General features: G+C 38.6%; 19 protein-coding genes and 1 pseudogene. 4 read left to right on the top strand and 16 right to left on the bottom strand.

Translation table 11 applies throughout. The features are described from left to right. Window positions 1-8: 8 nt before the first annotated feature. From FTT63_RS07190 to tviB, 15 genes and pseudogenes are all read right to left on the bottom strand, one after another. Window positions 9-665: a NeuD/PglB/VioB family sugar acetyltransferase gene (locus tag FTT63_RS07190; protein WP_180192128.1), complete on the bottom strand. Its 657-nt coding sequence runs from the start codon at window positions 663-665 to the stop codon at window positions 9-11. Continuing rightward, window positions 658-1,269: a sugar transferase gene (locus tag FTT63_RS07185; protein WP_180192127.1), complete on the bottom strand. Its 612-nt coding sequence runs from the start codon at window positions 1,267-1,269 to the stop codon at window positions 658-660. Before FTT63_RS07185 ends, FTT63_RS07190 begins: the two co-directional genes overlap by 8 nt. Next, window positions 1,270-2,412, bottom strand: a complete 1,143-nt coding sequence (locus FTT63_RS07180; RefSeq protein WP_180192126.1) for a glycosyltransferase family 4 protein — start codon at window positions 2,410-2,412, stop codon at window positions 1,270-1,272. It abuts the gene before it with no gap. Then, window positions 2,412-3,539 (bottom strand): glycosyltransferase, encoded by a 1,128-nt coding sequence (locus tag FTT63_RS07175; RefSeq protein ID WP_180192125.1) that lies wholly within the window; start codon window positions 3,537-3,539, stop codon window positions 2,412-2,414. Before FTT63_RS07175 ends, FTT63_RS07180 begins: the two co-directional genes overlap by 1 nt. 23 nt (window positions 3,540-3,562) lie before the next feature. Further along, window positions 3,563-5,458 carry an asparagine synthase (glutamine-hydrolyzing) gene (asnB, locus tag FTT63_RS07170; RefSeq protein WP_180192124.1) on the bottom strand — a complete coding sequence of 632 codons (1,896 nt, stop codon included), beginning with the start codon at window positions 5,456-5,458 and terminating at the stop codon, window positions 3,563-3,565. A gap of 117 nt (window positions 5,459-5,575) precedes the next feature. After that, window positions 5,576-5,674: pseudogene (locus FTT63_RS07165) on the bottom strand (IS5/IS1182 family transposase); the annotation flags it as partial. A 296-nt stretch (window positions 5,675-5,970) separates the two neighbouring features. After that, window positions 5,971-6,933 (bottom strand): hypothetical protein, encoded by a 963-nt coding sequence (locus tag FTT63_RS07160; RefSeq protein WP_180192123.1) that lies wholly within the window; start codon window positions 6,931-6,933, stop codon window positions 5,971-5,973. Between the two features lie 242 nt (window positions 6,934-7,175). Continuing rightward, window positions 7,176-8,384: a glycosyltransferase gene (locus FTT63_RS07155; protein ID WP_180192122.1), complete on the bottom strand. Its 1,209-nt coding sequence runs from the start codon at window positions 8,382-8,384 to the stop codon at window positions 7,176-7,178. Window positions 8,385-8,555: 171 nt separating this feature from the next. Then, window positions 8,556-9,617: a non-hydrolyzing UDP-N-acetylglucosamine 2-epimerase gene (gene wecB / locus FTT63_RS07150; protein ID WP_180192121.1), complete on the bottom strand. Its 1,062-nt coding sequence runs from the start codon at window positions 9,615-9,617 to the stop codon at window positions 8,556-8,558. Beyond that, window positions 9,614-10,918, bottom strand: a complete 1,305-nt coding sequence (locus FTT63_RS07145; RefSeq protein ID WP_180192120.1) for a lipopolysaccharide biosynthesis protein — start codon at window positions 10,916-10,918, stop codon at window positions 9,614-9,616. Before FTT63_RS07145 ends, wecB begins: the two co-directional genes overlap by 4 nt. A gap of 3 nt (window positions 10,919-10,921) precedes the next feature. Then, on the bottom strand, window positions 10,922-12,007 hold the full coding sequence (locus tag FTT63_RS07140; RefSeq protein ID WP_180192119.1) for a DegT/DnrJ/EryC1/StrS aminotransferase family protein: 1,086 nt from the start codon (window positions 12,005-12,007) through the stop codon (window positions 10,922-10,924). Beyond that, the gene (gene wbpD / locus FTT63_RS07135) at window positions 12,004-12,591 is read right to left on the bottom strand and encodes a UDP-2-acetamido-3-amino-2,3-dideoxy-D-glucuronate N-acetyltransferase (RefSeq protein WP_180192118.1); all 588 of its coding nucleotides are present in this window, start codon (window positions 12,589-12,591) and stop codon (window positions 12,004-12,006) included. Before wbpD ends, FTT63_RS07140 begins: the two co-directional genes overlap by 4 nt. Window positions 12,592-12,606: 15 nt before the next feature. Further along, complete coding sequence (locus FTT63_RS07130; protein ID WP_180192140.1) at window positions 12,607-13,554, bottom strand: Gfo/Idh/MocA family protein; 948 nt, start codon at window positions 13,552-13,554, stop codon at window positions 12,607-12,609. A gap of 12 nt (window positions 13,555-13,566) precedes the next feature. Next, window positions 13,567-14,586 carry an NAD-dependent epimerase/dehydratase family protein gene (locus FTT63_RS07125; protein WP_180192117.1) on the bottom strand — a complete coding sequence of 340 codons (1,020 nt, stop codon included), beginning with the start codon at window positions 14,584-14,586 and terminating at the stop codon, window positions 13,567-13,569. A 21-nt stretch (window positions 14,587-14,607) separates the two neighbouring features. Next, window positions 14,608-15,885, bottom strand: a complete 1,278-nt coding sequence (tviB, locus tag FTT63_RS07120; protein ID WP_180192116.1) for a Vi polysaccharide biosynthesis UDP-N-acetylglucosamine C-6 dehydrogenase TviB — start codon at window positions 15,883-15,885, stop codon at window positions 14,608-14,610. Window positions 15,886-16,202: 317 nt separating this feature from the next. Here tviB and FTT63_RS07115 point away from each other — a divergent pair, with 317 nt between their 5' ends. The 4 genes from FTT63_RS07115 (at window position 16,203) to FTT63_RS07100 (ending at window position 21,526) form a co-directional block, all read left to right on the top strand. Then, window positions 16,203-17,306: a polysaccharide biosynthesis/export family protein gene (locus tag FTT63_RS07115; protein ID WP_180192115.1), complete on the top strand. Its 1,104-nt coding sequence runs from the start codon at window positions 16,203-16,205 to the stop codon at window positions 17,304-17,306. After that, window positions 17,306-17,734 (top strand): low molecular weight protein-tyrosine-phosphatase, encoded by a 429-nt coding sequence (locus FTT63_RS07110; RefSeq protein ID WP_005181218.1) that lies wholly within the window; start codon window positions 17,306-17,308, stop codon window positions 17,732-17,734. The genes FTT63_RS07115 and FTT63_RS07110 overlap by 1 nt, the downstream gene beginning before the upstream one ends. Window positions 17,735-17,751: 17 nt before the next feature. Beyond that, window positions 17,752-19,938, top strand: coding sequence for a polysaccharide biosynthesis tyrosine autokinase (locus FTT63_RS07105; RefSeq protein WP_180192114.1), 2,187 nt, complete (start codon window positions 17,752-17,754; stop codon window positions 19,936-19,938). A 145-nt stretch (window positions 19,939-20,083) separates the two neighbouring features. Next, window positions 20,084-21,526 (top strand): capsule assembly Wzi family protein, encoded by a 1,443-nt coding sequence (locus FTT63_RS07100; protein ID WP_180192113.1) that lies wholly within the window; start codon window positions 20,084-20,086, stop codon window positions 21,524-21,526. A 98-nt stretch (window positions 21,527-21,624) separates the two neighbouring features. Here FTT63_RS07100 and FTT63_RS07095 read toward each other — a convergent pair whose 3' ends face one another. Further along, window positions 21,625-22,269: an START domain-containing protein gene (locus tag FTT63_RS07095; RefSeq protein ID WP_016658891.1), complete on the bottom strand. Its 645-nt coding sequence runs from the start codon at window positions 22,267-22,269 to the stop codon at window positions 21,625-21,627. Window positions 22,270-22,303: the final 34 nt, after the last annotated feature.

Here is a 22,303-nt window from a genome sequence, read left to right as displayed (position 1 = left end):
TTAAAAAACTACTTCTTTTCAAGTATACGCGCTGGGTTGCCAATAACAGTTACACCGGGTGGTACGCTTTTTGTGACAACAGCTCCCATACCCACCACAGCTCCTTTACCAATAACTAGCGGTTGGTCTGGAGTACCCTGTTTAATGACAGCACCACTTCCAATATAGGCATGGTCTTCAATATGAATATTGCCATTACACTTTACACCAGGGGCAAATGTGACATAGTCACCAATCACACAGTCATGCTCGACATAACTATATAAGTTGGCATGAAAACATTTACCAATTTTGATGTTTGAGGTAATACTGACAAATGGACTCAGCGCTGCGCCGGCAGCCAGCTCAATATTGTCCATTAACACCACATTATCTGCCTGAACCGTCCATAACGCGATTGAATCCTGGTCAAGTCTTAGGGCAATTTTTTCACGAACCTGACTATTGGCAATGGCAATGAGCACATATTTTTTGGCGGCAGTTATCTTTTTGAATGCTTCATAGTTCATGGCGCGGTGTGAATTAATTATGGCCTCTGCACTTAAGCCATCATCAATAAAGACAATTTCAGCCTCTATACCAGCGCGTTTTAATTGTGCTCTGGCAACCGGCATTAAACTACGACCACAGCCCGATGCGCCATAAACAGCATAGAGATCAGTCATGATGATGGTCTACTTTGCTACCCGTAAATTTGGTCATTGTGGCTTCACCCGCTTCATTAATGTCATCTTTGGCGAGCACTTTTTTTACCGTTTTTAGCATAATTTTAAAATCTAACCAGACCGATTGATTTTCTACATACCAGGTATCAAGTTTAAATTTTTCTTCCCAGCTTATGGCATTACGTCCATTCACTTGTGCATGACCAGTCATACCCGGACGGACCAGATGACGCTTGGCTTGTTCTTCGTTATAAAGGGGTAAATACTCCATCAGCAATGGACGCGGCCCGACAATGCTCATATCGCCTTTAATCACATTCCATAACTCTGGCATTTCATCCAGACTACTGGAACGCAGCATTTTGCCAAACGGGGTTAATCGCTCACTATCTGGTAATAGGTTACCTTGTGCATCTACTACGTCTTTCATACTGCGAAATTTAATCATTTCAAACGGTTTACCATGTAAACCGGGGCGTACCTGACGGAATAAAACAGGCGAGCCCAGATTTTTTTTCACTTTATGTGCCACATAAAAATACAACGGTGACAGTAAAATGAGAGCAATGGAAGCAATAATAATATCGAGGAGGCGTTTTAGCATTTATATTAAACCCATTTCTTGCATCATATGTCGGTTTACTTGATGTACATCATATTTATTTAAAGCAATTTCTCTGGATCGCTGCCCCATTTGCTCAATCAATTCAGGCTTATGAATAAATTCTTGCATCGCATCGACTAGACTCATCACAGATTTTACTTCAACTAAAAAGCCATTTTCACCCTGAACTACAGTTTCACGACAACCTGGGGCATCTGTGGTAATAATTGCTCTTCCCATTGCCATAGCTTCCAAAACTGTGCGCGGTGTTCCTTCTCTATACGAAGGTAAAACATAAACTGAACTTTCTGCAATAGCGGGGCGCACATCTGAAAGCTTACCCCAATATTTAAGTCTTGCATCAGCAATCCACGTATCTAGCTCTGATTGTTGAATGGCTGCAGGGTTTTCATCAATCCAACCCACCAAATGGAATTCAACTTTTGGATGCTGTTGTTTAATCAGCTTTGCTGCTTCCGCATACTCTCTTACGCCTTTGTCACCCAATAAGCGCGCAATAAGTAAAAATGAAAGCTTAGGCTTATTTTGTGTATTCACAGGAAAAGGTAATACACTAAAGTCTGTAACATTCACCCCGGAGCCATTGACCACCACTGTAGGCAAATTAGGTTGCAAAAGTTTTAAATCTTGAAAAAGGTTTAAGTCATCCGGATTTTGGAAAAATGCCTTATGACTGTGCGACAATGCCTGCTGGTATAAACCATGAACCAGTTTCTGGAAAACACTACGCTTAGTCTGAGTTTCTACATTTTGAAATGCATAGCCTAAACCTGTAATTAAGGCATACCGATTCGGTACTTTTGCGAGCCACGCGGCGAGTGTTCCATAGATCACTGGCTTGATCGTATAAGATAGAACATAATCAGGTTTGATTTTTTTTATGAGCGTATACATGCTTCCTAAGGTTTTTAAGTCTGCTACAGGATTGGTACCTGTACGCTGCATGGAAACTTCATGTACGAAATAACCTAAACTCTCTAACTTCTGCTGCTCATGTTTAAATAATCCTAAATCGGGCGCAATAATATGTATTTCAAAACCTTGTTGCTGAATTGCTTCTAGTAGCTTGCCACGAAAGTTGAGTACGGAGGGGAGAAAACTGGAAATCATTAAAAATTTCATTAGTGCTCCCCGAGGTAATAAGATTCAAAATTAAGTACGATTTTTTCCATATCATAAATATTAGTTATAATTTTTTTATTACGTAATTTTGATTTTTCTATATCAATCTTATTATTAATAATATCAACTATTATTTCTTCTATTTCTTTTTTATTTGTTCCTATAAACTTCTCTTCAATTAAGTAAGAGACATCACCAACATTAGTACTTACTGCTATTGTGCCAATAGCCATCGCTTCTCCTAAAACATTGGGAAAGCCTTCTGTTTTTGAGTGCAATAAAAAAATATCAAATACTTTTAAACACTTAGGTATATCGCTTCGCTGTCCAAGTAGTCTAAAACTATTCGCCAAATTATACTCCTGAAGCCATCCCATTAAAATTTGATTACTTTCATCATTATCACGACCAACTATCATAAATTTTAAATGAGGATTTTTTTTTATTAAATCAGCAGCAATTTCAACAAATAATTTTTGGTTTTTGACTTCATTAAAACGACCAACAGAACCAATCACTATATCAGTATCTGACAAACCCAATTCTTTTCTAAGTAGTCTACGGTCATCTTCTGTCGCCATCAGCTTAGCTAATTCAAAACCGTTTGGGATAACGACCATTTTAGCTGCATCATATCCAATTTTTTCATGTAAATCTTTCGCTGCATGTGCAGCACAGATAATTTTAGATGGAATCTGATAAGATAATTTAGCACATAAATTACGTAAAACTACTGTTAGTCGAGATGCCCCCTGACTTACATCGGTAGTTCTTATACCCCAAATAATATTTTTTACACCTACATGTTTCGCTGCTAAACCACCTATAAAGTCCGCATGGTACATCCAAGTTTGGACTACATCAGGTTTAAGCTGCATTAATAGTTTATTTAAAGAAAAGTAAACTTGTAGTATTGAAAAAACTGATTTCATATTTAGAGTATAAACAGGAATACCTGCTTTTTTTAAATCAGCTCCAATAACACCTAAGTCTGTAAGCGATACAACCTCATGTTTAAACTCGCCTTTAGCTTGACTGTTTAAAACTAGTCTTTTAAGCATGAGTTCTGCACCACCAACATTCAACCCAATGATAATATGTACAATTTTTGGTGGTTTATGAGTCATAATAACCTTCCATATACTATAAATTAGCTATTTTGCTCATCTAACCAAGCCTGAAACATCAAAATACTCCATAGGCGAGTTGCATGATCTTGCTTTCCAGATAAGTGCTCTTGCCATATTTTTCGAATAGGCTCTACATAAAAATAATCTTCCGCTTGCAAGCGCTGTTCGCTCAACAGGTTCTCGGCCCATTCTCTTAAAGGCCCACGTAACCATTGTGCAAGTGGAATAGAAAATCCTTTTTTAGGGCGCTCTATTAGTTCACGGGGTACATGTTTATACAAGACATCTCTCAGAATATTTTTACCGATACCATTTTTTATCTTGTAATCTAGTGGCAATTGCCAAGCAAACTCAACAACCCTGTGGTCTAGCATAGGTACTCGTGTTTCTAGACTATTTGCCATTGCTGCACGATCAACTTTTACCAATATATCATCCACCATATATTGATTCGTATCAATCGCCATCATCCACTGCTCAAAATGATCTGTTTTGACCCATCGATTTGGTGTATTAAATACGGTACCGACGGTCTGTGCACCTTTAACAACATTGTTTGGTGTTTTCCAATGTGTCACTAAGAATTGATAAAATTCCTCTCTATTTTGAGCGGGCAACACATAAAGTAATTTTTGTATTTTTTGAGAAGTTGGTATCTTGCCTAATATCTGTGTAGCTATTTTTCTTAATGGATACGGTAATTTACTCACAGAGTTCCAAACTTTTGCTGCCATTTGGTAAGTGTTATAGCCACCAAATAATTCATCTCCAGCATCACCACTCAATGCAACGGTTACATGCTGCTTCGCCATTTGCATTACTAGAAAAGTAGGAATTTGCGAGCTATCAGCAAAAGGTTCGCAGTAAACCTTGGGTAACTTTGCAATAACTGACAAAGCATCTTCTGCGGTTACATAGAGCTCTGTATGTTCAGTACCTAAATGTCTTGCAACTTCTTTAGCAAACTCTGCTTCATTATATCCTCGCTCATTAAACCCGATAGCAAAAGTTTTAATAGGCTTTGCACTTTGTGATTGCATTAACGCAACAACAGTACTGCTATCTACACCACCACTTAAAAATGCACCCAATGGTACATCCGCAAGCATTTGTTCTGAAATACTCTGTACTAATTTTTGTTCCAAAAGATTGGCTGCTTCCAGAGCGTCACCTTGAAAGGGTTGATCTAAACCATTTTGCATAACAGCTTTTAGATTCCAATATTTTTTTATCTCTACAGTATGACGTGTATCATTAGCTTGTATTTGGACATAACTTCCCGCAGGAAGTTTTTCTATATTCTTATAAATTGAGTAAGGTGCTGGAATATAATTGTATTGCAAAAGAAGAGCTAGAGCATCGCGATTGATTTCAGAAACAAAGTCAGGATGTGCCTTAAGTGCTTTTAATTCGGAACCAAACAAGAGTGTTTGACCACACCACCCCCAATACAGTGGTTTCTCACCAAGTCGATCACGAGCAAGTATTAATTTTTTTTCCCATTTATCCCATAACACAATAGAAAACATTCCAACTATTAGTTGTAATGTTTTCTCTACCCCCCAAGTAGTAAAACATGCCAATAAAGTTTCTGTATCCGAATGTCCTCGCCATTGAAAAACATGTTTCTCTTGTTCTAGTTTAGACCGCAACTGTAAATGATTATAAATCTCACCATTAAAAACAACAACATACCTTTTTGAATGCGAAAACATAGGTTGATGCCCCATCTCACTTAATTCTAAAATAGCAAGACGACGATGAGCAAATGCCACTTTTTCACACTGATCAAACCAAAATCCCTCCGCATCAGGTCCTCTGTGTATAATTGCATCTGTCATCTTTTTTAAACTCTCTTGAGTTTGATCACCTGAATTAAATATTGAGCCTTGGAAAAAACCAGTAAATCCACACATAAAAACCAACTTATTAGAATAGAAGAGCAATACACAGATATAAATTATCAGTACAACCGTGTATAGACTAATACGTAAAGATCTAAAATAGCAATATTAGATCTCTTGCGAAAGTCGTTATTGCAAGTTTATTCGGTTTACCAGTGCAGTGATTAAGTTGATGCGTAAACCGAATCTTTTCCGTCTATTTCGATAGCGTTCACTCAATATTCGGCTTTGTTGCACTTCGTCTGAGAATCTAAGAAATATAAAATTGCAGAATATTCTTCCTCTAGCAGTCTGTGCTAAGGCTCCATTTTCTGACTCCGATGAATAGATGCATTATCAACAATGAATACTAAGGGTACAATATAAGTTTCTTTTACTCATTTTGACACCCTGGTTAAATAAGCAAAAAACCAACGACCTATTACAGACTTTTGTAAACAGCTCGTTATGAATTCTTCCCTAGATAACACCCCCATGACATTTACACGTTTTGATCTCCAACTTGGAACTGAGCAAAAAATGATTTATGAAAGAGGTCTAATGTTAATTTTATAAACAAACAAACCATAAACCATTATCCCCCATAAGAACGGCATATATACATGGGGTGTTGCCAGCATGGAAAAAAGATAGGAAATTAAAAAACATAAAGAAATTTTACTTATCTTTATTTTTAAAATAAAATAAAATAAAATAAACATAAAGTAAAAATAACCTATAGCTCCCATCTCCATAAATAAAACAATATGTGCATTATGCGCTGTTACAAATCCCCCATGATTAGCACCAATAATAATAGGAGACTGCCCTAGACCAATCCCAAAAAATATATTTTTTACTGAAGTTAAAATAAATTCGATAGCTTCTCCAGCCAAGTTACCTCTCAACTCCCCACTTCCTAAAGAATTAACATCTCCTCCACCAGAAATGGTTTCTAATAGCTTGAACGTCCTATTTACACCAGATAATTCATTATCAAATTGAATACTACCTAAAACAAAATAAACCCAAAAACCTAAAAATAAAAAAGAAAATATTATTTTTGCAAAACCAATTAATGATTTTGACATTGATATTAATGCTAAAATTAATATTATTAGGCTTAGTATCCAATAACTATTAGATCCAGCATAAATCAAATTAAAAATAAACAATACTAAAAAATAGAAAATATAAAGTAAAAATTGCACTCTAACTTTAATAAGAGAAATTGTATAAATAACAGGAAAAATTGATAGACAAATAAAGGCACCTAAAAAATTAGGATTTCCAAAGTAACTTGACAATCTATTAAATACAATAACCTTATCCGGATTAAAAAAATAAAAAAATAAAGAATAAAATAAGGGGAAAGAAACAGACAATAAAAATAAATGTTTAAGATAAATATTATTTTTAAGATCTGAAGTTTTTAAGTAAAAAGTAAAAAAACCCAAAATATATAAAAACTGACAATATCTATAGACTCCGGCTACAAATCTATCCAATAGGTAGTCTATATTATAGGAAAAAATTGAATTAATTAAACCTAAAAAGGCCACTATAATAAATATTAGATTTATAACTAATAGTCTTACGAAATCTTCTCGCTTAATTAAACTAGCCGAAAAAAAGACAAAAATAACAAAATAAAGATCAAATAAATAAAAAGAAGACTCACCCAATCTTAAGAAATATGATATGATAAATAAAGGAAAAAAAATAAGTAGGTTATTGACACTCAAATTCATTACGATAACTCTTCAATTAAATTTAATAGAAGTTTATTTTGATAATTACGTGTTAATTCTTTAGGTATTCTGTACAAAGGAAAATTTAGTTCTATATTTTTTTTAATATATTGCAAGATTTTTGATGGATTGCGTGTGGCGATACCTACTTGATGTGTATTAATTAATATAGCTAGTTCACTATCTTCATCACATAAAGCAATAATTGCTCTACCAGTTTCAAGATACTCATAAAATTTTCCAGTTAATACAGATTTTTCAAAATCCGTATTCCCTAAAGCTATAACTAAGAAATGTGAATGATATTGAATCTCTTTAATAGTAGTTTTAACTTTTTTCTCATGGAAAAATAAATTTAATTCTTTATATTTTTGCTTATAATTAAATACCACTTCCTTTTCAGAACCATAGAAATTCACTTTACTTATTTTTGTTAATTCATCATCCAATAAAATAGCTTCAAACAATGCAGAGGGATCTCTGAAACCACCATATAGAATTCCCGTATATGAGAATATTAATTCTGTTGTTGAAAGTTTAACTTTATTATTCACATCAGAAATATCTGATCCATTTCTTATCACAGCAATATTTTTCTCTGGCAGAGTTATCTCTAATTCTTTCTTCATTTTTTCACCTATAACTATATTATAGGATGCATGATTTAAAATATTTTTTTCATATAAACCATCTAATTTTCTTAAAAAAGTCAGTCTTTTCCTGTATGGACTTTGCGCCCATAAATCTCGATGATCCGCAATCCAATTAATTTGATATTTTTTACTAATTTGACAAGCGATCGTGTGCATAGAAAAAGGCAATGCACTTGATATTATAAGAGATGGTTTTCCCTCTTTTTTTATAACATCATCAACTAATTCTAATATTTTTCTTTTATTTAAGATAAATTGATCTGGAAAAAAAATTCTCCTAAAGGCAAATTTTATGCCTCTGACTAATAAATTATCAATTCCCCCTCTTAAATTCGGAAGTAAAATTGAAGATAATTTATTATCATCATATCGAATAACTTTTAAATTCTTAGATTCTTCAACATATATTACTTTATCTTCTTTTGGAAAAGAAGCACATACGACTATCACTTGATAACCATTATCAGCAAGAAACTTTGCTTGCTCATAAGGACGTAAAGCACCAATAATATTAATTGGGGGAAACCAATAGCATATTAATAAAATTGTCTTCATAACATTGATTCCTCAACTAACATCCTTAATTACCTCAAAAATATTGTTAACTAATAGACCTCTTGTGTTAGTCAAAATTTAATCAGTGATAATCATTGATTTTTAAATAAACATCAAAGTCTAGAATAGACAAAATGATACTTTCGCAAGAGGCCTAATACTAGTTCTAAGTTATTTAATAAAATTTAATATATCTAATATTTTGTCAGCAGCATCTCCTTCACCATATATATCTGTATTTTTTATTTCTTTTTTATGAATATTACTAAGACTGTCGGCAATTAGCATAGATTTAGATCCAACAAGCTTATTAAATCCTTTTTGAACCAACTCAACCCATTCTGTTTCTTCACGTAATGTTACACAATATTTCCCATGGAAATAAGCTTCTTTTTGCACACCACCAGAATCTGTTACAATCAAATCACAATGTATTTCTAGCCATACCATTTCTAAATATCCAGTAGGATCAACCATTCTTATATTTGAAGGAATAACCAAACCATATTTTTTAATTTTTCCAATAGTACGTGGATGTAAAGGCAAAATAATATCTCTTTGAGATAATTCCAATCCTTTTAAAATATTAGATAACTTTACAGGATCATCTGTATTTTCTGCACGATGAATTGTACATAATATAAATTGATTTAGTTTCAAATCATCAAACCATTTCGGTTTTTGCATTTTTTCTTTATAGTAAAGTGATACATCATACATAATATCACCTACTACAAAAATCTTATCGCTACTAATTCCCTCTTTTAGCAAATTTTTTTTCGCACCCATACTTGGCACAAAAAGATAATCACTTAGTTGATCTGTTAAAATACGATTAATCTCTTCGGGCATTTTTTTATTAAAAGATCTTAAACCTGCTTCTACATGAGCAACCGGTATATGTAATTTTGCTGCAGCTAATGCACCAGCTAGTGTAGAATTAGTATCTCCATAGACTAATACAAGATCAGGCTTTTCATTTAAAATAATATTTTCAATTTGTTCCAGTTGTTGACCAGTCATTGCACCATGCATTTTACCTCCAGTTTGTAATAAATATTTAGGCTTTGGTATATTCATTTCTTCAAAAAAAATATCCGACATATTTTGATCATAATGCTGTCCTGTATGTATGATAATTTCTTCAATATTATCGATCTGATCAAGAGCTCGCGAAAAAGCTGCTGCTTTGATAAATTGGGGTCTAGCGCCTAGTACAGTTAAAATTTTCATACATCCACTCTTTTAAACTCTTTATCAGAGCCTTTAACAATCAAAAAAACTATAAATAAATATATACTGTAAAAAATAAATCCAGATAAAGCATAATATTCGAACATACAGCTAACCATGAATATACTAAAAATGTATAGTCCACCAACTCGAATAATTAGGCCAAAAATTTGTAATATTAATGCAACTTTTTGATATCCAGTAATATGTAGTGACATAGAAATAGGTGATACCAAAAACTGCATAATGAACCAAGGGAGCATCCATAGCATCATTTCTCCAGTACGTTGCCATACTTCACCAAATATAAGTGGCACTATAGTAGGTGCTAAGAAACAGATGATGGAAAGTGGTATAGTCCCAACTTTTATTAATTGAAGTATACATTCATAAGTATACTGAGTTAATTCTCCTCTACTATACTTTTCTGGTGCTTGGGCCAAGTAAACCTGAGATACCGCAGCTCCAATAAACCTTATTGGTATTGCCATTATTTGCATTGCAAGCATTAAAAAACCTGCTTCTGCATCTAATGAAATAGTAGCAATTATAACAATAGGCAACTGTATGGCTGCTGAGTTTGCTAAAGCCTCTAAAGCTGAATATTTTGGAAACTGCTTATTCTTCTTAAATACCTGTTTCAATTGGTGAAATGTAGTAGTTCTAATTACCCTACTTGCTTCACGCACAAAATTTACTATTAATCCCCAAATTGCTGATGATACCTTAACAATTTGCCCAATAATCAAACCTAATGCTGAAAAGCCTAGTAAGCCCATTACTAATTGCACAGATACACCACTAATCGATTGCACCATGCGGCTTTTTGCAATTATCGGGAATTGCTTTTTTCTAGTTGCCCAATACTGAAATATGCTATACAAACCTGAAAAAAATACACCTAAAGGGACCAACCAAATCAAACTGGTAAAAGTTGGCTGCTTTAAAATTAGAATAATTTCTGAATGAAATACCCAGATGATCAAACCTATTAGCAAACTAATTATAAAATTACTCAAAACAGCGAGCAAAACTAAATGAATTGCTTCACTATCACTTTTTGGTATAGGAATAGCTATTTCAAAACGTAGACAACTTGCTGCAGATAAAGTAAGCAATAAAGATGTATAGATAGCTAATAGACTAAACTCTTCAGGTGTATATAACCGTGTCAAAATTGGTAATGCAAGTATTGCTATACCCTGAGCAAAAGCAGTACCACCAACTAAAATAGATACAGCTTTTAAAAAGCCCCCTTGCGCATTTAACTTCGCATTAACTCTATCAAGAAGGCTTTTCACTACTTATTTACTCAAAAGTGCCATAACAATCTTTTCTTGAGCTTCAACAGCCAAGTAAGGATGCATAGGTAAACTCATTACTCGTTCTGCCACAGCATCGCCTATTGGTAACACTGCATTTGCATCTGCTACAGCAGGCTGTTTATTTAACGGAATTGGGTAATGTACAACGGTTGGAATACCTTGCGCTTTTAATTTTTCCTGAACTTCGTTACGGTTATCTACCTGAATGGTATATTGCGCCCAAGCACTTGTATTATGCACTTCAATAAACGGAGTTGTAAAAATACCTGCTTCATTGAAAAGTTTGGTGTAGGTTTCTGCAACACACTGACGTGCCTGCATTTCATCATCTAGAATTGCCAGTTTTGGTAGCAAAATAGCAGCTTGCAACGTATCTAAACGACTGTTTACCCCAACACGAATGTGATGGTAACGACGGTCTTGCCCATGACGTGCAATCTGACGAATCACTTTCGCCAACTCTTCATCGTTGGTAAAAATAGCACCACCATCACCATAGCAACCTAAAGGCTTACTTGGGAAAAAGCTAGTACATGCCACGGTACTTAAATTACAGCTTTTACGCCCTTTATAAGTCGCACCAAAACTTTGTGCAGCATCTTCAATCACGGGAAGATTATATTTCGCAGCAATTGCATTAATTGCATCAAAATCCGCACATTGCCCATATAGACTTACGGGAACAATCGCTTTAGTGCGTGGTGTAATGGCTGCTTCTAATTTTTCTACATCTAAATTGTAGGTTTTTGGGTTCACATCTACATATACAGGTGTCGCACCCAACACTGCCACAGTTTCTGCTGTTGCAATATAAGTAAAACCCGGGGTAATCACTTCATCGCCTGGTCCTATACCAAATGCCATTTGAGCAATTTGTAAAGCATCTGTACCATTGGCACAAGTAATACAATATTTAGCGCCCACATAAGCTGCCAGCTTTTCTTCTAATTCTGCAATTTCTGGGCCTAAAATATACTGACCATGGGCCAACACTCGCTGAATACCCGCATCAATTTCAGCCTTAATACGTGACTGCTGCGCTTTTAAATCAATAAATTCAATCATGCTGCAACCTGCTCTTTTGTTACAACCTTACCATTCAGTCGGTAAATCGCTCCTGTATGCTCACATGCAACTTGTGCTTCACCCTCTAGTGGCAAGTCTAATTGTTCACCAAACTCACTCATCCAGCCAATTTGCTTTGCAGGCACACCTACCATCAGTGCATAGGCTGGTACATCTTTATTGACCACTGCACCAGCACCCACAAATGCATATTCACCAATGGTAACACCACAAACAATGGTACAGTTTGCACCCAAAGTCGCACCTTTTTTTACAAATGTATTACGGTATTCATCTTTACGTTCAATCAGCGAGCGTGGATTATATACATTGGTAAACACCATGCTCGGCCCACAAAACACCCCTTCTTCAAGGGTAACATTGTCATACACCGAAACATTATTTTGTACTTTGCAATAATCGCCTATCACGACCTTATTGCCCACAAAAACATTCTGACCTAACGATACGCCTTGTCCAATTTTGGCACCGCCACAAACATGCACAAAATGCCAAACGCGTGAGTTCTCACCAATTTTAGCCCCTTCATCGACAATCGCAGTTTCATGCTTGAAATAACTCATGAGCAACTCCCCTTATTATTTATTGTTTAAAAATGGATGGTAGTCGCCTGTTAAGCCAATTGGAGCAGCATCACGAATAAATGAAACTGTAGATATTGCGGTACGATTTTCTTCTAATCCAAAACCTCGTCCTGCTAAAATTTCTTCATAACTTCTATTATGTAAGTCTGTAAAGCCACCTGAAAACTCAATTTCTTCTCCATCTACGGTAATTGAACGAAAAGTCCTTTGTCCTTTTACCTGAACCGCTACTGGTACATCTTCCACATCTACAGATAAAAACCAGCGCACTCGTGCATTTTCATATTCTAAATATCCTGCAGCTTTTGTATCCGAAACATGATGCACAATATTGTTTTGTAGTTCGCCAAATACGAAATGCAACATATCAAAAAAATGCACGCCAATATTTGTCGCAATACCACCGGATTTTTTAATATCGCCTTTCCAAGACTGTAAATACCATTTACCACGTGAAGTAATATATGTTAAATCAACTTCATATTTTTTATCTTTAGCCTCAGATTGAACTTTTTCCTTCAAAGCAATAATTGCAGGATGAACCCGTAGCTGTAAAATTGTATTTACTTTGCGACCTGTATCTTTTTCTATATCTAATAACCCATCAATATTCCAAGGATTTAGAACCAATGGCTTTTCACAAATTGCATCTGCGCCACTACGTAAAGCAAAACGCATATGAGAATCATGTAAATAATTAGGTGAACAAATAGACATATACTCAATACGATTTGCAGCCGATTGACGATGCAACTTATCTATATGACGATCAAACCTCTCAAACTCAGTAAAAAAATGAGCCGTAGGAAAATGGCTATCAATCACACCAACTGAATCATTTGGGTCATATGCCGCAATCAGATGATTACCAGTTGCTTTAATAGCCTGCATGTGACGTGGCGCGATATAACCTGCGGCGCCAATAAGTGCAAATTTTTTCATTTTCATCATCTCTCAATTATTTACATACCAAGTCGTCGCCACATCAATTCCATCTTTAATAGAAAAACCTGCCTGATAACTCAATAAATGTTTAATTTTTTCAATACTTGCCTGTGAGTGGCGCACATCTCCAGCTCGAAAATCTCTATAGATTGAAGCTTTGGTATAGGTCACCCCATTTTCATGTAATGCATCTTTAATGGCATTAAACAAATCATTGAGTGTGGTACGGTCACCTACAGCCACATTATAAACTTGGTTTTTCGCTTCTTCATTTTGTGTGGTAGCAGCTAAAATATTGGCTTGTACCGTATTTTCAATAAAACAAAAATCACGGCTAGTTTCCCCATCACCATTAATAAAAACATCATCGCCCGCAATCATCGCTGCAGTCCATTTCGGAATTACGGCAGCATAAGCACCGTTCGGGTCTTGACGTTTTCCAAACACATTAAAATAACGTAAACCAATGGCTTTAAAACCATAAGTTCGTGCAAACACATCGGCATACAGTTCATTTACATATTTAGTCACCGCATAAGGCGAAAGTGGGTTACCAATATTTTCTTCCACTTTTGGCAATGCAGGGTGATCACCATAGGTAGAACTACTGGCAGCATAAGTAAAGCTAGATACATTTGCATCACGGGCTGCCACCAATATATTCAAAAAGCCGGTAATATTGGCTGCATTGGTGGTAATCGGGTCAGCAATAGAACGCGGTACAGAGCCTAAAGCCGCTTGGTGCAATACATAGTCCACACCCGCACAAGCTTTTTGACAGTCTTCCAAGTCACGAATATCACCTTCAATAAAACTAAATTTTGCCCACTGCTCAGCAGATACCAAGCTTTGGACTTCATCTAAATTACGTTGGTGACCTGTAGCAAAGTTATCTAGCCCCACCACAGTCTGATCTAACTTTAACAAGGTTTCTAAAAGGTTAGAGCCAATAAAGCCTGCTACCCCTGTTACTAACCAAGTTTTAGGATTTTGTTTTAATTGCTCACATACAGTCTGATATTGGCTCATTCTTATACGGGTCCCTAAAAATTATAAACGAATGTCAGATTCAGATTGTTCTAATACATATTTTAAGTCATATAAAATATGTTCCGGCTTGGCTAAAGCACGAATATCTGTAGCTCCCATTACTTTAAACTGTTCATGCGCAACTGCTAAAATGACGGCATCATATTGGCCTTGTTCTAGGCTTGCAATTGGGGTAATACCGTATTCATGTTGTGCTTCTTGTGTATCGACCCAAGGGTCATAAACATCTGCCTGAATATTATATTCTTGTAGCTCATTCACAATATCAATAATCTTAGTATTACGAATATCCGGGCAATTTTCTTTAAAACTTAAGCCTAAAACCAGAACCTTGGCACCTTCGACCTGAATTTTTTTCTTAATCATCGCCTTGACCAGCTGGGTCACTACATAAGCCCCCATACCATCATTTAAACGGCGACCTGCCAGAATGATTTCAGGATGGTAACCGATAGACTGCGCTTTATGGGTTAAATAGTACGGATCGACACCAATACAATGCCCACCTACCAGTCCTGGACGGAATGGCAAGAAATTCCATTTGGTACCGGCAGCCTGTAAAACTGCTTCCGTATCAATTCCCATTTTATTAAAGATCACGGCCAGTTCATTAATCAGGGCAATGTTGACATCACGCTGGGTGTTTTCAATGACTTTTGCTGCTTCAGCAACTTTAATACTGGTTGCTTTATGGGTGCCGGCTTCAATAATTAGGTTATAGACCTGATCGACAAAGTCTGCAACTTCTGGGGTAGATCCTGAAGTAATTTTTAAAATATTGGTGACACGATGCAACTTGTCCCCCGGATTAATTCGTTCCGGGCTATAACCGGCAAAGAAGTCCTGATTAAATTTTAAACCCGAAACCTTTTCTAATACCGGAATACAGTCTTCTTCAGTTGCGCCTGGGTATACAGTAGACTCATACACCACCACATCACCTTTTTTTAACACCTGACCAATACTGGTCGAAGCCTTAATAAGCGGGGTTAAATCGGGTTGTTTATAGTCATCAATTGGCGTAGGAACCGTCACAATAAAAAAGTTGCAGCTTTTTAAATCATCTAAATTGGCTGAATAGGAAAGCTGAGCCGCCTGTTGTAGCTCTTCTGGTGACACTTCTAGAGTATGGTCTTGACCACTTTGTAATTCTTCAATCCGTTTTTTGTGAATATCAAATCCAATTACCGGAACCTTTTTTCCAAATTCCACGGCAAGTGGCAAACCAACATAGCCTAAACCAATTACGGCAATTTTCAGGTCAGAGAGCTTTAGCATTTTAACGCCTTATTTATCTACGTATATTTATGAAGAGTAAATCTTTCGGCGGGAATGTTAGCAGAAAATCATGAATGTTCTGTTATGATTTTTAGCCAAAAAATCTAAAATGCTTCCTTTTGTGTCAGTTTTTTGCAAATCATCTTTGTTTAATTTTACTGCGCCTCACAATTTAGATACTTTTTGCCTCATTTTTCTGGCTATGCTTGCGTATACTTTCGCAATCTACTTACAATTTGTTATATACCCTTAAAATAACTACGGTAAACTATTTTTTATTTTTTATGATTTTAGAAAAATCGAGAACGGGAATACGTGTGAGACAATTTAAATCTATAATTCTACTGTCTTTTCTGGTGACAGCAAGCGGGTGTGCGGTCACCTCCGGCTTACAGACCTACGACTTACCTTCTGAGGGTGTCTATCAAACAGACTTGGGGACTTCAGTGAATGTGGTCCGACTTACTCAAGATACTGTACTCGGTTTGCAACCGGCAGTCCAAAATATTCAGCAAGATTATGCCCACCTGTTTACCCAGTCACATCGCAACTATAACCTTAGTCCAGGCGATATCCTGTCGATCTATTTATGGGCCTACCCAGAAATTACCCCTCCCACCAATACAATCAGTAGTGAAAAAGCGGTGGAATCAAATGGTTATCAAATTGACCAAAGTGGCTATATCCAGTTCCCGATTATTGGCCGTTATAAAGCTGCCGGCAAATCTTTAAGTCAGGTGAATCGTGAGCTGCGCAGTCAGTTATCCCGTTATTTAAAAACGCCTGATGTAGTAGCTCGGGTTCTGTCTTATCAGGGCCAGCGTTACTCGGTACAGGGCAATGTAATGAAAGGCGGCCAGTTCTATTTAAGTGACCAGCCGACCAGTGTCTATACCGCTTTAGGTCTGGCGGGTGGTGTCAATGCCCAGCAAGGCAATAATGCCTCGATTACCTTGGTACGTCAGGGGCAAACCTATCATTTAAACAGTATTGAGCTGGAACAAGCCGGTTTCTCTTTACATAACCTGCTGATTCAACCCAATGACACCCTCTATGTAAACAGCCGCGAAAACCAGAAAATCTATGTCATGGGTGAGTCGGGTAAAAACCAGTCCTTACCCATGCGTGATCAGGGCATGAGCCTGAGCGATGTGCTCGGTGAAAGTCTGGGATTAAATCCATTGTCGGCCAGCCGCAGCAAAGTTTATGTGGTACGTAGTCAACCAAGTGGTGCGCAAACCGAAGTCTATCATCTGGACTTAACCAGTATTGCCGACTTTGGTTTGGCCAATCAGTTTAAAATGCGTAGTAATGATATTGTCTATGTCGATGCATCTGGCCTTGCGCGCTGGCAACGTGTGGTGAACCAGATTATTCCATTCTCAAATGCTTTATATAATTTAGACCGTTTGGGGAACTAATGAAAATTAACAATATTCTGGTGGTCTGTATTGGCAATATTTGCCGTAGCCCGATGGCGGAATACTTTTTAAAACAGGAATTTCCGCATTTGCAAATTGAGTCTGCCGGTATTTCCGGACTAGTTGGTCATGCAGCCGATGACAAAGCCAGCCTATGCATGCAGCGTTTAGGGATTGATATGAGCCCGCATGTGGCCCGCAAGCTGAATGCCGAGCTGGTCAAGAAAGCCGACCTGATTTTAGTGATGAGTCAGAATCAGCAAAAACATGTGGAACAGACCTGGCCCTTTGCCAAAGGTAAAACCTTTAGGCTCGGGCACTGGCAAAGTAAAAATGTGGCCGATCCTTACCAGCATGATCAGGCAGTATTTGATGACACCTGCCAGCTGATTCAGGCCTGCATTGCAGACTGGAAAAAATATATTTAACTTTCGAACAAAAGACTATGAGCCAAAATACCAATACAGAAGATACCATTGACCTGAAGGAATTGTTTTTCTCCTTAATTGCCCAGTGGAAACTGATTGCTCTCTGTGTCATTTTAAGTTTGGTCTGTGCCTTACTTTATTTAAGAACCACCCCGGACACCTATCAGGTTGATGCACTGGTTCAGGTCGAAGAAAATAAAGGGGCATCTGCCGCCTTATTGGGCGATTTATCCAATATGATTGAGCAAAAATCGCCAGCTCAAGCAGAAATAGAAATCTTACAATCACGCTTAGTCCTAGGCACTGTAATTGACCGCCTGAATTTAAATATTCGCATTCATGGTACAGAAGACAGTTTCTGGAGCCGCTTACTGAATAAGCACGAGTATGACAGTGAATATTCGGGCAAATCCGTGCTGTTTAAAGACAACCAGAAAAGCTTTGATGTACGCAGTTTTGATATTCCAGATTACTACCGCGATAAAAGTCTGCTGCTTAGTTTTGCAGAAGGTCAATACCGTTTAACTGATTCAGCCACAGAACAGGTGGTCTTTTCTGCCCCACTGAACCAGACCAGCCAGTTACAGTCTGAATATGGCCTATGGAAAGTTGGTATTTATAGTCAGGACAGCTTTGATAGTACTTATCTGATCCAAAAGCAAAGCCTGCCTGCAGCCGTTCGTAGCTTGCTCGCGGACTATTCGGTGGCCGAAAAAGGTAAACTGACCGGTGTGCTGGGCCTCAACTACCAGGGTACTGACAAACAACATATTACCCAGGTGCTCAATGGCATTTTAGCGGCCTATAGTCAACAGAATATTGAACGTCGCTCGGCTGAAACCGCACAAACCTTAAAGTTCCTGGAAGATCAGCTGCCTGAACTCAAACAGCAACTCGATGTCGCTGAACGTGAATTTAACCGTTTCCGCCAGCAGTACAATACGGTCGATGTCACCAAGGAATCAGAGCTGTATCTGACCCAAAGCGTGACCCTGGAAACCCAAAAAGCCGAACTGGAACAAAAAGTGGCTGAAGCCTCAGCTAAATATACGGCTGAACACCCAATTATGCAGCAAATGAATGCGCAATTATCGGCCATTAATAAAAAGATTAATGAGCTAGATGGAACTTTAAGACGCTTACCAGAATTACAACGTCAGTACCTGCAACTGTTCCGCGAAGTGGAAGTGAAACAGCAGCTGTATACCGGCCTGCTTAATTCTTATCAGCAGTTACGTATTGCCAAAGCCGGTGAAATTGGCAATGTGCGTATTGTCGATACCGCAGTGGAACCGATTGAACCAATTAAGCCAAAGAAATTACAGATTCTCATTTTATCAATTTTCCTGGGTGGTTTCCTTGGCACACTGCTGGCCTTATTACGTAATATGCTGCGTAGTGGTGTTAAAGATTCTACCCAAATTGAAAATGAGCTGGACTTGCCGGTGTATGCCACTGTGCCGCGTTCGCCTGTACAGGAAAGCCGGATTAAACTGCTGAAGAAGAAAAAGAATATTCCAATTCTGGCGGTCAAGCATAGTGATGATATTGCCATTGAAAGCCTACGCAGTATGCGTACTGCCATTCATTTTGCCTTAAGCAGCGCCAAGAACAATATTATTATGGTTTCTGGTCCTGCACCGGAAGTCGGTAAATCCTTTATTTCAACCAACCTGGCCACCATTCTGGCGCAAAGCCAGAAACGGGTACTGATTATTGATGCGGACTTGCGCCGCGGTTATTTGCATAAATACTTTAATCAGCAAGCCCAACTTGGTCTGGCAGACTACTTAAATGGTCAAACCGAGTTAAGCCAGGTCATTAAAGCTACGGAAGTATCCGGTCTAGATGTAATTGCCCGTGGCAAGAGTCCGGCCAACCCGTCTGAACTGCTCAGCACCACACAATTTGCGACGATGCTGAGTCAACTGTCAGAACAGTATGATCATATTCTGATTGATACTCCACCAATTCTGGCGGTCACAGACGGGATTATTATTTCCCAGCATGCCGGGGTAAATCTGGTGATTGCACGCTATGCCAAGACACAAATGAAAGAGCTTGAATTGACCATCAACCGTTTTGAACAGGCGGGCGTCAAAGTCAATGGTATTATCCTGAATGATATTCAGCGCTCTAGTGCAGGCTATGGTTATGGCTATAACTATTCCTATGCCTATAAAGCCAATAAGGATAATGACTAATTTTGCAGTGACCGATTGCTTTAAAAATCTCGCTACGGCGGGATTTTTAATCTTCCCGGATTACAACTCTACTCAACAGTTTGCATTGAAAAAATAAACTCGTCCGCCTATGGTGTGGAGAGCAAAAAACTCCTGAGAATCAAAAATGCGTCTATCAAAAATATTGCTTGCGACCCTTGCCCTCAGCTCATCCCTGACCTTTGCCCAAGGGATTGTGCTGAATGACCAGAACCTGCGTACCGACCTGAATTGGCTGAACCAGCAAGGGGTGATTCAGATTAGCACCTCCACCTGGCCCATGAGTGGCGATGAAATTCAGCGTGCCCTGTCTCAGGCGAAAATCAGCACCCCTGTCCAGCAAAAAGTAGTGGATGCAGTCCTCACTCATTTAAATGCCGATAATCAGCTTCTGAAAGCTGCGCTGTTTGCAGAAACTGATCACAAGTATCTGCCTCAAGCCTTTGGCGATCAGGCAAAATCACAATATCAGGCCGGTCTGGAACTGAATGCTGGCGGTAACCAATGGGATGCCCGATTACGGGTCAATGCTGAAAAAGACCCACAGATTGATCATGATCAGGATGTGAATGTTGAAGGCTCTTATATTGCCGGGAAACTCTGGAATCAATGGCTGATTGCCGGCCAGATTCCGACCTATTGGGGACCAGGTCATGAGGGGAGTCTGATTCGTGGCGATGCCAGCCGCCCAGTCTATGGTATTACTGCGCAGCGGGCAGAACAGACTGCTTTTAGCAGCAAATGGCTGTCCTGGATTGGGCCATGGCAATATCAGGCCTTTGCCGGTCAGCTGGACAATTATGATGCAGTCCCGGATGCCAAACTGATTGGGCTGCGTGTTACTGCTCAGCCGCTCCCCTACCTGGAACTGGGGGCTTCACGCGCCATTCAGTGGGGGGGTGAAGGACGTCCGGAAAGCTTGAGCTCACTCTGGGATGCGTTTGTTGGCAACAAAGACAATGGTGGCACGGGTGAACCCGATCCATCGAACCAGATTGCCGGTTTTGATGCCCGTTTAAGCTTACAACCTTTAGTGCAAATGCCGCTGGGTATCTATGCCCAGTATGTCGGTGAAGATGAAGCCGGCGGCCTGCCCGCGAAAAAAATGTATCTGGCCGGGGTGGATTATTCATCTAGCTACCAGAATATGCCCTACCAGCTGTATAGCGAATGGGCCGACACCCGTACCAATGGCAAGGCACAAGGAATCTCCTATAATCACACCAATTATACGGATGGCTTCTATCAGCATGGTTATCCATTGGCCCATGCAATGGGTGGCGATGGCCAGATGATCTCAGTAGGCGGCGATATCCGTTTTGATCCTTTAAACCGTCTGCATGGCCGGGTGCTGTTTGCCAAACTGAATGGGTCGGGTCGGACCACCAATGCGGCTTTCCCTGAGCAAGATGAGCTAAAAGCTTTAGATATCACCTGGACACATTACCTACGTCCGGATATTCCACTTAAACTGAATGGCTGGCTGGGGGATTCAGACCTGCATGGTCAAGATGGTGGTGCCTCAATCGGGATTGAATTCCCGCTGGAAAAAGGACTGTTTAGCTACTAAGGCAGTTAAATGTCGTTTTAAAGACTCAGATCAGCACTATTTCAATACGCTTTCTGAGTCTGCCGATACCTGACCCGTCTAGCACCAGACGGGTTTGTTTATCTTAAAATCGCCGGTAAGGGTCGCTCGCGGCCCGGCAAACTCAGCTCAAGTTTCATTTTTTGCAGCATCTGATAAGGCTGCTGCTGCACAAACATATTCACAAAACTGGTTGGAATCGAACCGGCTGGATCGGCATAGCCATAGGTAGACACCTTAACCCGGTTGGCCCCCAGTTTTTGAAAGGTCCAGTCGCCTTCATAATGAGTTAAACGCACATAGCTCGGGTTTAAGGGATAGCCCTGACTGACCGCCTTGTTCTGAATATGAATCACGCCTTGGGCATCTTTAAACATTCTGCCTTTGACCACCAGATCGCGGTCTTTTAACGGAAAAGGAAAGTCCAGCACCATATACAGCAGGAACTCGCCTTTCTGGTCATCACGCGACAGTACCTTAACGCTGCCCATATACGGCACCCAACTGATAGCATGTTCCACATCCAGAATCAGGCCGGCAGCTTTTTCAATCGAGACCGGAAAAGTGGTTTCTGCCTTGTACAGGAACACCGGGTTTTGCGGATGCTGATAGGTCCAGACCTTAATATTATTTTTATGAATATTGAGTTTGGCATTCTGCAAATTCTGGGCGGGTACACTCGCCGCCATGGCGAGCGCACCGGCCAATACAATCCATTTTTTCATTCCATTGTTCATCTTATTTTAGTTTTAGTGTTGT

It is taken from the genome of Acinetobacter sp. C15 (assembly GCF_013420645.1).
Classification (GTDB): Bacteria; Pseudomonadota; Gammaproteobacteria; order Pseudomonadales; family Moraxellaceae; genus Acinetobacter; species Acinetobacter indicus.
The sequence above is the reverse complement of the archived record's forward strand: the minus strand, read 5'-3'. Positions and strand labels throughout refer to the sequence as shown.